Raw genomic sequence first — 14,433 nt, 5'->3', positions numbered from 1 at the left:
GACCACCGTGTCGCGACCTACGTCACACTTTCTCCCAAACTCTATAGCCAGCCACATTGCGGTAGGGCTGCATCGGTGACGATGCGCCGATCGGTCGCCTGGGAGCGACGAGCGGCGGGCCTCACCAGCGCTACCGGACGTGCGCGGTCATCAGCGAGTACTCCCATTCCATGACGCCGCCGGCCAGGTAGCGGTCGGCGAGACCGGCCATCGCGGCGTCGAGTTCGGCGACGCGGCCGCGGTTTGCGGCGATGTTGCGGAAGGCGGCGATGGTCGGGCCGTAGGTGTCCTTGAAGAAGTCCCGGAACTCGGCGCCGGTCTCGAACCTGTCGACGACGAGCTTCTCGGTGGCGAACTCGGCATCGGTGATCGTGGTGCCGAACAGCGTGCGCACATGATCGGGATCGCCCCAGAGGACGGGTGCCGACGCCCCGGGCGGCGGGGCGGGCGCGTACGGCTTCATCACGGTGAACAGTTCGCCGATGAAACCTGTTGGTGTCCAGTTGATCAGCCCGATGCGGCCGCCGGATCGGCAGACCCGCGCGATCTCGTCGGCACCACGCTGGTGGAATGGCGCGAACATCACCCCGACGCACGAGGTCACCACGTCGAAAGCCGCGTTGGGCATCGGGAGTGCCTCGACGTCGGCGGTCTGCCAGGTGATGTCGAGGTGTTCGGGAGCGGCGAGATGGCGGCCCACGTCGAGCAGTTCGGGCGTCAGGTCGGTCGCGATGACGTTCGCGCCGGTGCGTGCGGCCGGGATCGCGACATTGCCCGCGCCGGCGGCCACGTCGAGGACGGCTTCGCCCGCACGGATACCGGCGGCGTCGACGAGCCTGCTGCCGAGGGGCGCGATGACGTCGGCGACGGACGGGTAGTCGCCCGATGCCCACAGTGCCCGGTGGCGGGCCTTGATCTCGCGGTCGGCGGTGTCGGTGGAGACAGTCATGGGTACGTCACTTTCCTAGGGGTGGAACGGATTTCCACACATCCCAGGGTCGCCCGGCGGCCGCCGGCCGGGCCAGACCACGATCTGTAGCGGCCGCGGTTCACAAAATGTACTGGCGCTTGCCGACCGGGCAGCGTCTACTTGATCTCAGCGGCGAACAAGAAGAACGAAGGGTGCTTCACACGATGGCTGGATACGGCCAATTCTGCCCCGTCGCCAAGGCGATGGAGGTACTCGACGAGCGCTGGACGATCCTCATTGTCCGCGAACTCCTGCTCGGCAGCCGCCATTTCAACGAGATCCGCCGCGGCGTGCCGCGCATGTCGCCCGCGCTGCTCACCAAACGGTTGCGTGGCCTCGAACGGGCGGGGGTGCTCACCCGCGACGAGGTCGACGGCCGCTCCCGCTACATCCTCACCGAGATGGGGCTGGAACTGTTCGAGGTGGTGGAGGCGCTGAGCCGGTGGGGCACGCGCTGGGTCGGTGAACTCGGCGACGTCGATCTCGACCCCCACCTGCTCATGTGGGATATGCGCCGCACCATCAGCGTCGAGAGCTGGCCCCGCACACGCACCATGGTGGAGTTCGGTTTCGGCGACATCACGGGCAAGGCCGCCCGCTGGTGGCTGGTGGTCAACTCGGGCACCGTCGAGGTGTGCGATTTCGACCCGGGCTACGACCTGACCGCCCGTGTCGACACCGACCTGCGCACCCTCATCGAGGTGTGGCGCGGCGACATCGACTGGGCCACAGCACTTCACACCGATCGATTGACGATCCGCGCCGATCCGGTGGTGCGCCGTGAGTTGCCGGCGTGGATCGGTCAGGGAATCTCGGCGGCCACACCACGGCCAGGGCGGTCGTCAATCGAGCAGTTGACATTTGCTTCGTCTGACGAGCAACCGTTGTGAAACGATCAACACGACTCACGAGGAGCAGCGCGGTGGACAGATGCGACACCGACCAAAGGACCGGGCTCGCGCGATGTTTTCCGGTCACCGCTCCTTGGCGCCGTAGACCAGCCATGCCCCTTGGCACTTCATCAGCAGCGCACCCGGAACTGAGACGAATCTGTCCACATGCAAACAGATGTCAGGTGTGGCGCGCACCACGCGTCCGGCAACGGGATCAATGACGAGCAACGTGTCGAGCCCACCCACCGCGACCTTGTCCCCAACCTGGATCGCGTATGTCGGCCTGATAAAGCCCCCGGTATCGAGCTGGGTACGAACAGCGGATCCATCGGCCAGGTTGTGGTATTCGATACGCAATTGACGAAAGCTGTCACCGATCGAGAGCACCGAGACAATCCCGTTTCCGAACTCGGTAAGAGTTGCCGGTTGCCACCGGTACCACGTACGGCCTTCGGTCGAGATCGGCCGGATGGCTTCCTCGGTGCCATCAGTCCGCATGACCACAATGGCGTGACGATCACCGTTGATACCGGAAAATGCGAACCGGCCTTTACCGACGGGTACCGGCTGACTCGCCGCACTCCACGCCGAAACATGGTCGGTGACCTCCCCGGTACGAACGTCACGGATGCGCACGGTCCTACGGTCGTCGCGACCGGAATCAAGATCCCGCAGCTACTTCCACCGATTCGACCGTGATAACGTCCCAATCCGAGCTGCAGTCGAGCGAGAAATCGCTCTCGAAGCGACCGGACTCGACAACCTTTCCGGTCCACACGTCGAGCCACACCTGACGATCACCCCATGCCGCCCACACGAACGAGCCGAGAACGCCCGACTTTTTCGCCACCACAAGTCTGGGCCGGAAGTAGAACCTGAACCATTCGTCGTCCGGCGGCTCGAACCGCCAACGCTCCGCGAGTGTGATTCCGTCGGACGCCGTCAGGTGCCTTCTCTCGGCCAACACAAATCCGGGGCCTGCGGCGAATACGTCAAGCCCACCGAGAATCGTTCGTAACTCCCCCAATTCGCGGATTCGTGGCGGGATCTCCGGATGGGTGACCTGTCCACAGGCTGTGACCGGACGGCGGGGAAGACGATCCGCTGGGCTTCACGCACGGCCAGGAAGATCACCGCACCGCCGAGGACGAACAACCAGTCGACGGCGTCGAGCGGGCCGCACTGGAAGAAGTCGGCCACCACGGGCACGTAGACGATGACGAGCATGATCGCGATGCCGGCGCCCATCGCCCACCAGAATTGCGCGTTGTGGAATTGGTAGCGGGTGAAGAATCCGTGAATGCTGCGGCGCTGAATGATATTGACCAACTGGCACAACAGGATCGACACATAGGTCACCGTGGTGGCCTGCCACACCACATCGTCGGGCACGTCGCCGGCGAAGGGGTTGACGCCGTGCCGGCCGTAGAACAGCAGATAGTTGCCCATGGTGATGGCACCGACGACCAGCCCGCACCAGGCGAGGTCAGCGACCGCCCGCGCATTGAGTATGTGGCTGCGCGGATCGCGCGGCGCGCGGCGCATCAGCTCACCCTCCTGCCGGTCGGTGCCGATCGCCGCGATCGGGAACAGCTCACCGAGGATGTCTATGGCGAGGATCTGTAACACGTTGATCGCCAACGGAACCCCGGCCACGATCGAGAGCACCAGCGACACGAGGTTGACGACGAGTTCGGCGGCGTTCGAGGTCAGGCACGACAGCACGCCCTTGGTGATGTTCGCGTACACGGTGCGGCCCAGGCTGACCGCCCGCACCAGTGTGGCGAAACTGTCGTCGAGCAGGATCATCTCCGCCGACTGTTTGGCCACATCGGTGCCCGAACGACCCATCGCCACACCGATGTCGGCGTGTTTGAGGGCGGGTGCGTCATTGACGCCGTCGCCGGTGACAGCCACCACGTTGCCCGACTTCTTGACCAGGTCGACGATCCGCATCTTGTCCTCGGGAGCGACCCGGGCGAACACGGTGCTCCCCGACAGCGCGTGCCGCACGATCTCGTCGTCGCTCATGGCGTCGAAATCGTCGGCCGAGATCGTGGTCAGTTCAGCGGGTTCGCCCAGGCCGGCGCGGGTGGCGATGGCCGAGGCGGTGGTGGCTGCGTCGCCGGTGAGGATGTTGACGTTGATGTGGGCGCCGCGCGCGGCGGCCATCGCGTCCGGAACCTGGTCGCGGACGGGGTCGATCATCGACACCGTGCCCAGCAGTGTCATGTGCCGTTCGACCGCGGCCATCACCGCGTGATCGGCCGCCGGACCGTCCGAATGCACACGCACGCGCGTGTCGTCGTCGAGTTCGCGGACCGCCAGCGCCAGGTTGCGCAGCGCCCGGCCGGCGAGTCCGGCGATGTGCGAGGAGAATTCGGCCCGGTCGTCGTCGGTGAGCGGGCGCACCCCGTCGGCGTCCCGGATGTGGGTGCAGGCGGCCAGCACGCTCTCGGGTGCCCCTTTGGTGTAGGCGACGGTGCGCCCGTCGTGCTCCCGGATCGCGGTCATCAGCTTGCGTGCCGAATCAAACGGCAGTTCCCGGATGTACCGGTACTCCGACAGCATCCGGTCGCGGTCGAGTCCGGCCTTGGCCACGAGCGTGAGCAGGGCGCCCTCGGTGGGATCGCCGGTCACATACCAGTCGGGGTGCTGGGAATCGGGGCGGTGCAGCCCTGCCGAATTGGGCAGCGCCATCGCCAGAAACCAGTCCCGCCACGCCCGCGACCGGTCCGCGGTCACGGCGCTGCCGTCGATGAGCAACTCGCCTTCGGGGGCATATCCCGTGCCCGACACGGTTCCCGGCTCCCCCAGCGCCCGGTACTCGATGACGGTCATCTCGTTCTTGGTCAGCGTGCCCGTCTTGTCGGTGCAGATCACCGCGGTGGCACCGAGCGTCTCCACCGCCGACAACCGCTTGACCAGTGCCTTCGCCTTCGCCAGCGTCGACGCCGCCTGCGCGAGCGCGGTGTTGACCTCGGCGGGAAGCCCCTGCGGGATCAGCGCCCCGGCCACCCCGACCGCGAACAGCATCGCCTCCTTGAACGCCATGTCGGCGGCCATCGCGACGATCAGCAGGATGACGGCGATCACGAGAATCGCCGAGGTCAGGGTGCGGGCCAGATGACCGATCTCGCGTTGCAGCGGGCTGCGGGTATCCGGCACGGACTGGCTCAGCGCGGCGATCCGGCCGATTTCGGTGTCGCCGGCGGTCGCGATCACCACGCCGCGGGCCTGCCCGGTGGCCACCGTGGTACCCGCGTAGGCTAGGTTGTGCCGTTTCGCGACGGGCACCGTCCCGGAGATCGGATGCAGGAACTTCGTCGCCGGAACGCTCTCGCCGGTCAGCGCGAAGTCGTTGGTGCTGAACGCCTCCGCCCAGATCAGCCGCACATCGGCCGGAACCGCTCCACCCTCGTCGAGAACGACCACATCACCGGGCACCACCCGGGATGAATCAACCGACAATTGACTCCCATCCCGGATCACCTCACAGGTCGGTTCGAGAAGGTTCTCCAGCGCCTCCAGTGATTTCTCGGCACGGAACTCCTGGGCGAATCCGATCGCGGTATTGAACAGGACCAGCAGCACCAGGACGATCGCCGTTCCCGGCTCACCGAGATAGGCCGACACGGCCCCACTGACCAGCAGCAGGATGATCATCGGGTCGGCGAACTGCCCCAGGTACTCCCGCACCGGTGAGCGTTTATGTTGGGCGACAATGCCGTTGGGACCACATTCGGCCAGCCTGCGGTCGGCCTCCGCGGAAGTCAGCCCACCGGCAGATGTGTCACACGCCGAGAGGACGGCGTCGATATCGAGCTGATAGGCGGGTGTCGCTTGCCGTGCCCGTACGTGGGCATCGGCCGTCTCGCCGGTTGTTTCCACACAGCGAAGTCTATGGGGCGACAAACGGTCCCATCGGATAAACCGATCCGGACAACCCAACAAGCTACCAGCGAGTAACATTGCCTGCGCCGAGCGGGAAATCCCGCCGCGCAACCCATATCTCCACCTTCACTCGACGCAGAGGAGAGTCTGTTGACACGCCCATTGCGCGAGGTCGTCTTTGTCGACGGCGTTCGCACACCATTCGGTAAGGCCAAGGGCCAGTACGCCGAAACCCGCGCCGACGACCTGGTCGTCAAACTGATCCGTGAACTCGTCCGCCGCCACCCCGAACTCCCGCCGGAGCGGATCGACGAGGTGGCCATCGCCGCCACCACCCAGACCGGCGACCAGGGCCTGACCATCGGCCGCACCGCCGCCATCCTGGCCGGGCTGCCCGAGTCCGTCCCCGGCTACGCCATCGACCGCATGTGCGCGGGCGCGATGACCGCCGTCACCACCACCGCCGGCTCCATCGCCTTCGGCGCCTACGACGTCGCCATCGCAGGCGGCGTCGAGCACATGGGCCGGCACCCGATGGGCGAGGGCGTCGACCCCAACCCGCGGATCGTGTCCGAGCGCCTCGTCGATCCGTCGGCGCTGGTCATGGGCAACACCGCCGAGAATGTGCACGACCGCTACCCGGCCATCACCAAGGAACGGACCGACGCCTACGCGGTGCGCTCGCAGGATCTGGCCGCCAAGGCCTACGCCGACGGCAAGATCCAGCCCGCCCTGGTGCCCGTCGCCACCCGTTCGGCCGAACTGGGCTTCGGTCTGGCCACCACCGACGAGCCGATGCGCCCGGGCACCACCGTCGATGATCTGGCGGGGCTCAAAACCCCGTTCCGTCCGCACGGCCGGGTCACCGCGGGCAACGCCGCGGGCATCAACGACGGCGCCACCGCCGCCCTGCTGGCCTCCGAGGACGCCGCCAACGAACTGGGCCTGCCCATCAAGATGAAGCTGGTCACCTACGCGTTCGCGGGTGTGGCACCCGAGGTGATGGCCGTCGGCCCGATCCCGTCGACGGAGAAGGCCCTGGCCAAGGCCGGGCTGACCATCGACGACATCGACGCCTTCGAGATCAACGAGGCGTTCGCCGTGCAGGTGCTCGCCTTCCTCGATCACTACGGCATCGACCAGAACGACGACCGCGTAAACCCGTACGGCGGCGCCATCGCGTTCGGTCATCCGCTCGCGTCGTCGGGTGTGCGGCTGATGATTCAGCTGGCCCGGCAGTTCGAGGAGGATCCGTCGATCCGCTACGGCATCACCACGATGTGCGTGGGTCTGGGCATGGGCGGCACTGTCATCTGGGAGAACCCCAACTGGAACGGCGAGAAGAAGGGCGCGGCCTGATCATGAGCACCCCCATCGAAACCCTGCTCGCCGATGTCGAGCAGTACTTCAGCGACGACGAGGTGGTCACCGCCGCCTACCTGCGCAAGGTCACCCTGGCCTCGGGCAAGGTGCTGGGCCTGGTCACCCTCGACAACGGCCTGGACCACACCCGCCCCAACACGTTCGGGCCCAAGTCGCTGGTGGCGCTGAACACCGCCTACGACGCCGCCCTCGCCGACGACGAGATCGAGGCGATCGCGGTCACCGGTAAGCAGTTCATCCTGGCCGCGGGCGCCGACCTGACCTCGCTGCGTTCGGGCGGTGCGGAAGGCATCCGCACGATCGCCGAACTCGGTCATGCGGTGTTCCGCAAGATCCGTGGAGCCAAGCCTTCTTTCGGCTTCATCAACGGCCTGGCGCTCGGCGGTGGCCTGGAGGTGGCGCTGCACGCCGACTACCGCACGGTCATCGACTCGGTGCCGGCGGTCGGTCTGCCCGAGGTGATGCTGGGCCTGATCCCCGGCTGGGGCGGAAGTTACCTGCTGCCCAACCTGATCGGGCCTGCGAACGCCGCCAAGGCGTTCATCGAGAATCCGCTCAACAACGGCAAGGTCATCAAGGGCCTGCAGGTGCGGGATCTGGGTATCGCCGACGTCGCGTTCAACGGCGCCGACTACCTGGAGCAGTCGCTGGTGTGGGCCGACAAGGTGCTCACCGGTGAGATCACCGTGGCCCGCCCCGAGATCGACCGCGGCCAGGCCTGGGACGATGCCGTCGCCAAGTCCGCGGCCTTTGTCGCCGGCAAGACCAGCGGCGCCTCCCCCTCCGCGGCCAAGGCGATCGAACTGCTGACGCTGGCCAAAACCGCCACTCCGGACGAGGCTTTCGCCGCCGAGGACGACGCGCTGGTCGCGCTGTCTCAGACGCCGGAGCTGGTCGCGTCACTGTATTCGTTCGACCTGGTGCAAAAGCGCGCCAAGCGTCCCGCCGGGGCACCCGACAAGAATCTGGCGCAGAAGGTCACCAAGGTCGGCATCATCGGCGCCGGCCTGATGGCCTCGCAGTTCGCCCTGCTGTTCGTGCAGAAGCTCAAAGTTCCTGTGGTGCTGGTGGATCTCGACCAGGAACGCGCCGACAAGGGTGTGGCCTATGTGCACGCCGAACTCGACAAGAAACTGGCCGCCGGCCGGGCCGGCCAGGACGCCACGAACCGGCTCAAGGCGCTGGTGAGCGGCGAGGTCGACTACCAGAAGGCATTCGGCGACGCCGACTTCATCATCGAAGCGGTCTTCGAGGAAATGGGCGTCAAGCAGACCGTTTTCCACAATGCCGAACTGGTGGCGCCGGAGACCGCGATCTTCGCAACCAACACCTCGTCGTTGTCGATCACTGAAATGGCCTCCAAGCTGAAGAACCCCGACCGGGTGGTGGGATTCCACTTCTTCAATCCGGTGGCGGTGATGCCACTGCTGGAGGTCATCAAGGGCGAGCACACCTCCGACGCGGCGCTGGCGACGGCTTTCGCGACCGGAAAGAAGCTGGGTAAAACCACCATCCTGGTCAAGGATTCACCGTCCTTCATCGTCAACAGGCTGCTCGGCCGGTTCATGGGCGAGGTCGGACGTATCGCTGACGAGGGAACACCTGTTTCTGTCGTGGATTCGGCATTTGCCGGTGTTGCGCCGATGCCGCCGTACGTTCTGATCGCCCTCGTGGGTCCGGCGATCGCCTACCACAACAACGAAACGCTGACCAAGGCGTTCCCCGAGCGGTTCTACCTGTCGGAGAATCTGCACAAGGTGGTCGAAGCGGGCAAACGTTCTTTCTACGGCCCGGACGGAAAGCTCGACCCCGAGGTGGAGGCTCTCCTCACCGTCGGCGACAAGCAGTTGACACCACAAGAGGTGCGCAACATCACCCTCGACGGCCTCGCCGACGAAATCCGGCGCATGCTCGACGAGGGTGTCGCGTCGGCACCGGAGGATATCGACCTGGCGATGATCACCGGTGCGGGTTTCCAGTTCTGGAATGGTGGAATCACGCAACTGCTTGACCGAGAAGGGATTTCGGAGAAGGTGACGGGACGCAAGTTCCACTGAGTCATCCCGGATGACCCCGATGGCCCCGGCCGCCACTATCGGTGCGCCGGGGCTATTTCATTAACATTTGGAGACGGTTCTCGCATAATCTGTGGTTGTTCGGTTACCGTGTAGGGCATGGCAAAGATTCAGACCGTCACCTTTGTTGACGACCTCGACGGCAAGGAACTCGATCCCGACGATCAGCACACCATTTCGTGGACGTGGCTGGGTGTCGAATACCAGCTGGACGTTTCCGGTGCCAACCTCGACAAAATCGAGAATGGCAAGGTTACGGTGGCAAAGCTTCTGGACTCGTCCACCCGTGTCGGTGGCCGTAAGCGTTCGACCGTCGGTCGCGGCGCGGTGGCCGCGCCGAGCGCCCCGGCACGCGGCGGAAGCTCCAACACCTCAGATATCCGCGAGTGGGCCACCGAGAACGGTTTCAGTGTCTCCCCGCGTGGCCGGATCGCCCGTGAGGTGATCGAGGCCTACGAAGCAGCTCACTGACCTTTCCTTTTCAGCCCCCTGTCATGCACGGCTGCGGTCCGTACCGGAATTCCTGGTATCGACCGCAGCCGTCGTCGTTTCCGGTCCCCGACCGCCGGTCTGTCGCCGGCGCATCTTTGTCACCGGCGCACACTCGTGGGAAGGTCGATATATGTCACACGATCAATCCCACCCGCATTCACCCGGCGCTCATGACCACGGCGCTCATGACCACGGCGCAGACGAACACGGGGCACACGAACACGGGGCCGCGCCGCACAGCGCGCGGGAATGGGACGAGCGATACGGCAGCGCCGACCGATTGTGGACCGCGCTGGTCAATCCGTCCCTCGTCGACGAGGCGGGCACGCTGCGGCCGGGCACTGCGCTCGATGTCGGCTCCGGCGAGGGCGCCGATGCCCGCTGGCTCGCCGACCAGGGTTGGCAGGTGACGGCGGTGGACATTTCCCGTGTCGCCATCGACCGTGCCGCACAGCTCGATTCGCCGTCAGATCCCGATGAGCGCCACGAAATCCGGTGGCTGCACACCGATCTCACCGTCGACGAGGTTCCCGGGAGCTTCGCACTCATCAGCGCCCACTACTTTCCCATCCCGCAGGCCCATCGCGCGGTCGCCGAGAAGCTGGTGGCGGCTGTCACTCCCGGCGGGACGCTGCTGGTGGTGGCCCACGACGAGAGCGGCATCCGCGCACACGGTATCGATCCCGGCGACTACGTCCAGCCCGCCGACTACGCGGCGCTGCTCGATGATTCGTGGTCGATCGTCACCCACGAGACCCGGCCGCGAGCGCGGCCCGCCGGTTCCCCGGCCTCCGGACAGCGGCACATGCTCGACGTGATTCTGCGCGCACAGCGCAAACCCTGACCATTCAGAACACACCCGAACAGGGACCGAGAAAAGTTGAAGACCCCCACCCGGCGTGATTCCTGGTGGGGGTCTTCATTGGTAGCGGGGACAGGATTTGAACCTGCGACCTCTGGGTTATGAGCCCAGCGAGCTACCGAGCTGCTCCACCCCGCGTTGGTGAACACCACGTTACAGGCACGCCGCGCGCATGCGCAAATCGCTGATCCTGTGATCTCCGCAACACCGACGACCTGCGCTTTCTGAGCTTTTCAGGCCCGATACCCGCGCACGCCAGGGCGGAGACCGGCCTCGACCCCAGGACCTAGGGCATATGTGACCTGCGACACACCGGGGTAGACTGGAATGCGCACCACCGGACCGGCCAGCAGGAGGAAACCCAGACAGGAGGCCACAATGACCACAAATTTCCCGACCACCCATTTTTCATCCACGCACTACCCGCACCGGCATGAAAGCCACGGCAACCACCCGATGAGCTTCGTCGGATTCGTCCTCGTCCTCGCCGGATTCGTGACCGCGGCCCTCTGGCTGGTCCACATGGCCGGCGGCAGCGGCGGCCAGGCAGCCGCGTACGGCATCGCGGCGGCGGTCGCCTTCGGCAGCGCGGTGACGATCTTCGTCAGGCTGACCCGACGGACCCACCACAGTCCACTTCTTCCCGACAACACCGACACCGAGACGGACCGTTACCTGCACGAGTACCGGGACTGACCGCACGATCAGACCCGCACCCCGGCCAGAAAAGATCGGTCCGGACAGATAGGTCCGGAAAAGACGGAGTCCCCCGGCCACAAGGACCAGGGGACTCCGGCGTGTCGGTGACCCCGACGATCAGCCGCCCGAGTTCTCGTACTGATCGACAGCCTTCTTCAGCTTCTCCAGGGCCTCACCGTAGGCCTTGAAGTCACCGTTCTGCTGTGCGGACTTCAGGTCGTCGAGCGCGGCGCCCATCGCCTTGACCGCGTTGTCGCGCTGGCTTCCCGACTGACCGCCGGACGTCGCCGGCGGCGTGGTGCCGCCCTGCGTCGGTTGCGTCGGCTGCGTCGGCGTGGTGGTCTCCCCCGGCACGCTGACCGCGTTCTCCGGGTCGATACCCACCTGTGCCAGCGCACCTGCCGTGGTGGCCGCGTACCCGATCCTGGCCGTGTTGCCGAGCTTGTCCTGATACTGCGTCACGATGCGGAACAACCGCGGATACGATCCCTCGCCCTTGGCCTGCACGTACAGCGGCATCACGTAGAGGATGCCGTTGTCGCCCACCGGCAGTGTCAGCAGATTGCCGAACTGGGTGGTCGCTGTGTTCTCCAGGTTCTTCAGGTTCTCGCTGACCCGGTCGTCGGCCTTCATCGGGTTGAACGCCTGCTTCGGGCCGACGCGCTGCGAACTGAGCGGCAGCGTGCGCAACGTGATCCTGCCGTAGTCGTCGGGGTCCGACGATGCGGTCATGTACGCACCGAGGATCGGCCGGTTCAGCCGCGTCATCACCGACGTCAGCTGGAACGAGGCCCGCTTGTCATCGGGGTCTGCGGCGACGAAGTAGTACGGCGGCTGGTCAAGCCCCTGCCTGTCGGCCTGATCGTTGGTGGGGTCCGCCGGCACCGACCAGAACTGGCTGCCCTGGAAGAACGCCTGCGGATCCTTCACGTGATACTTCGCCAGCAGCGTCCGCTGGATCTTGAACAGATCCTCCGGATACCGCACATGATCACGCAGATCGCCCTCCTTGTCGAACTGCGAACGCGGCTCGACCGTGCCCGGGAAGACCTTCATCCAGGTCTTGAGCACCGGGTCCTTGTCGTCGAACTGGTACAGCTTCACCTCGCCGGTGTACGCGTCGACGGTGGCCTTCACCGAGTTGCGCACATACGACACCTGGCGGTTGACCTGGGTGCGTCCGGTCTGGCCACGGTTGAGTTCCTGCGCGTCCGTCGTAAGCGCCTGCAGCGAGGTTTTCTGCGCGTACGGATAGTTCTCCAGCGTGGTGTAGCCGTCGACGATCCACTTGATCGAACCGTCCGCCATCACCGCCGGATAGGTCTTGGAGTCGACGGTCAGCCAGGGCGCGGCCTTCTTGACCCGGTCCCGCGGATCGCGGTTGTACAGGATCTTCGAGTTCTTGTTGATCTCGCTCGACAGCAGGAAGTTGCGCTCACCGAACTTCACCGAATACATGAACCGGTTGAACCAGTTGCCCAGGGACACACCCGAATCACCCTGGTAGGTGTACTTGAGGTTGTCGGTGTCGTATTCACGCGCGGGAGCCCCGTCGGAACCGACGATCGCGTAGTCGGGCGTGCCCTTCGAGATCAGCTCACCGAAATAGATCCGCGGTTCGGTCACCTTGATCGGCGAGTTCTTTTTGTAGTCGTCGGTCTTGAAATTGCTCAGGTCGCCGACCACGAAGTCCGGTTCACCCGACCCTTCCGCGGCGTTGTCGGCGGACGCGGCCTTGCGGACCGTATTGGCCGGAGCCGCGACGAAACCGTTTCCGTGCGTGTAGGTCAGGTGTTTGTTGAGCCAGTTCCCCTGATCGCCGGCCAGTCGCGCCGGGTCGATCTCGCGGACCGCCACCACGTAATCGCGCATCTCACCGTCGACCTTGTAGCGGTCGATCGCCAGCTGCGAGGGGAATCCGTAGAAGTTCTGCCGCTGCTGCAACTGGGTGTAGGTGCCCGAGACGATATTCGGGTCGAGAATGCGGATATTGGACAGCGTCGCCTTGTCGCTGTTGACGGCCGCGGGATCGGGATCCTTCGCCGCCCAATTGTCCTTGGTCGTCACCTTGTCCTTGCCTATGCCATAGGCCTGTTCGGTGGCGGCGATATTGCGCCCGATGTATTTGGCTTCCTTCTGCGCCGCGTTCGGCTTCACCGAGAACTGCTCGACGGCCAGCGGCCAGCCCACCCCGATCAGCAACGCCGACACCAGCATCAACACGGTGGCCAGCGCCGGCACCCGCAGATCACGCAGCACGATGCCCGCGAAAAACGCGACGGCACAGATGATCGCGATCGCCATCAGGATCAGCTTGGACGAGAGCACCGCGTTCGCGTCGGTGTAGCTCATGCCGGTGAACGTCTCCTGCTTGCGCTCACTCGACAGCAGCGAATAGCGGTCGAGCCAATACGCGACGGCCTTGAGCAACAAGAAAGTCCCCGCCAGCACCGACAACTGCACCCGCGCCGCCATCGAGATCGACGGGGCCACACCACCACCGCCGAGCCGGATCGACCCGAACACATAGTGCGTCACCAGGTTCACCACGAACGCCACCACCACGATGACGAACAGCAGGTTGAGCAGGAACCGCCAGAACGGCAGATCGAACGCGTAAAAGCCCACGTCCAAACCGAACTGGGGATCCTTCACGCCGAACGAGGTGCCCTTGAGAAACACCTGGACCGTCGACCACGAGCCCTGCGCCACCAGACCGGCGAGCACACCGATCAACAGCGGCGGCAGCACCGCGAACCAGCGGATCCGGGCCATCACCGTCGTGCGGTACCGCGCCAGCGGATCCGGGCCGATCCCCGAGGGCACGAACACCGAACGCGACCGGTAGGCGACGGCCACCGCCGCGAAGACGATCGCGGCCGTGAGCACCGCGGCCACCAGGAACACGATGATCCGAGTCCAGATGATCGTCGAGAACACCTCCGTGTACCCGATATCGGAGAACCAGAGCCAATCAGTGGTCAGACTGACGGCGCGTGGACCCACCAGCAGCAGAATCAGGACGGCTACGCCGATCCAGATCACCACCTTGCTCCTGCGTGACAGTGTCGGCAATCCCGCCGGCCCGCGAACGCTCACCTGACCTACTCTCCAAAGTTCCCAATCCGGACATTCACCACGACTGTAGTCACAGGCGGCGACCAC

The 14,433-nt window shown here is 65.3% G+C and carries 10 protein-coding genes and 1 tRNA gene; 6 read left to right on the top strand and 5 right to left on the bottom strand.

Annotation, left to right across the window (positions count from 1 at the left end; translation table 11 throughout):
* Positions 1 to 130: 130 nt before the first annotated feature.
* A complete protein-coding gene (locus GOAMR_RS16470; RefSeq protein ID WP_005190364.1) occupies positions 131 to 949 on the bottom strand; it encodes a class I SAM-dependent methyltransferase in 819 nt (272 codons plus the stop codon).
* A gap of 185 nt (positions 950 to 1,134) precedes the next feature.
* On the opposite strand from GOAMR_RS16470, the gene GOAMR_RS16465 reads away from it, so the two are divergent.
* Entirely contained in the window at positions 1,135 to 1,860 is a 726-nt protein-coding gene (locus GOAMR_RS16465; protein ID WP_040515608.1) for a winged helix-turn-helix transcriptional regulator, read from the top strand.
* 84 nt (positions 1,861 to 1,944) lie between these two features.
* Here the strand turns inward: GOAMR_RS16465 and GOAMR_RS16460 are convergent, their stop codons facing one another.
* Both GOAMR_RS16460 and GOAMR_RS16450 read right to left on the bottom strand, forming a co-directional pair.
* Positions 1,945 to 2,499: a hypothetical protein gene (locus tag GOAMR_RS16460; RefSeq protein ID WP_005190359.1), complete on the bottom strand. Its 555-nt coding sequence runs from the start codon at positions 2,497 to 2,499 to the stop codon at positions 1,945 to 1,947.
* Positions 2,500 to 2,805: 306 nt separating this feature from the next.
* On the bottom strand, positions 2,806 to 5,754 hold the full coding sequence (locus tag GOAMR_RS16450; protein WP_005190356.1) for a cation-translocating P-type ATPase: 2,949 nt from the start codon (positions 5,752 to 5,754) through the stop codon (positions 2,806 to 2,808).
* 153 nt (positions 5,755 to 5,907) lie between these two features.
* On the opposite strand from GOAMR_RS16450, the gene GOAMR_RS16445 reads away from it, so the two are divergent.
* The 4 genes from GOAMR_RS16445 (at position 5,908) to GOAMR_RS16430 (ending at position 10,551) form a co-directional block, all read left to right on the top strand.
* A complete protein-coding gene (locus GOAMR_RS16445; RefSeq protein ID WP_005190354.1) occupies positions 5,908 to 7,116 on the top strand; it encodes a thiolase family protein in 1,209 nt (402 codons plus the stop codon).
* 2 nt (positions 7,117 to 7,118) lie between these two features.
* Positions 7,119 to 9,197, top strand: a complete 2,079-nt coding sequence (locus tag GOAMR_RS16440) for a 3-hydroxyacyl-CoA dehydrogenase NAD-binding domain-containing protein (protein WP_005190352.1) — start codon at positions 7,119 to 7,121, stop codon at positions 9,195 to 9,197.
* A gap of 117 nt (positions 9,198 to 9,314) precedes the next feature.
* The gene (locus GOAMR_RS16435) at positions 9,315 to 9,686 is read left to right on the top strand and encodes a histone-like nucleoid-structuring protein Lsr2 (protein WP_005190350.1); all 372 of its coding nucleotides are present in this window, start codon (positions 9,315 to 9,317) and stop codon (positions 9,684 to 9,686) included.
* A gap of 151 nt (positions 9,687 to 9,837) precedes the next feature.
* On the top strand, positions 9,838 to 10,551 hold the full coding sequence (locus GOAMR_RS16430) for a class I SAM-dependent methyltransferase (RefSeq protein WP_083836992.1): 714 nt from the start codon (positions 9,838 to 9,840) through the stop codon (positions 10,549 to 10,551).
* Between the two features lie 79 nt (positions 10,552 to 10,630).
* On the opposite strand, the gene GOAMR_RS16425 is transcribed toward GOAMR_RS16430, so the two are convergent.
* Positions 10,631 to 10,707, bottom strand: a tRNA-Met gene (locus tag GOAMR_RS16425).
* 240 nt (positions 10,708 to 10,947) lie between these two features.
* Here GOAMR_RS16425 and GOAMR_RS16420 point away from each other — a divergent pair.
* Positions 10,948 to 11,265 carry a hypothetical protein gene (locus GOAMR_RS16420; RefSeq protein WP_005190345.1) on the top strand — a complete coding sequence of 106 codons (318 nt, stop codon included), beginning with the start codon at positions 10,948 to 10,950 and terminating at the stop codon, positions 11,263 to 11,265.
* 120 nt (positions 11,266 to 11,385) lie between these two features.
* Here GOAMR_RS16420 and GOAMR_RS16415 read toward each other — a convergent pair whose 3' ends face one another.
* Positions 11,386 to 14,367, bottom strand: a complete 2,982-nt coding sequence (locus GOAMR_RS16415) for a UPF0182 family protein (protein ID WP_083836991.1) — start codon at positions 14,365 to 14,367, stop codon at positions 11,386 to 11,388.
* Between the last annotated feature and the right edge of the window lie 66 nt (positions 14,368 to 14,433).

The organism is Gordonia amarae NBRC 15530 (genome assembly GCF_000241345.1).
GTDB lineage: Bacteria > Actinomycetota > Actinomycetes > Mycobacteriales > Mycobacteriaceae > Gordonia > Gordonia amarae.
Note: the sequence above shows the minus strand (reverse complement) of the source record. Positions and strands in the feature narration are given on the sequence as shown.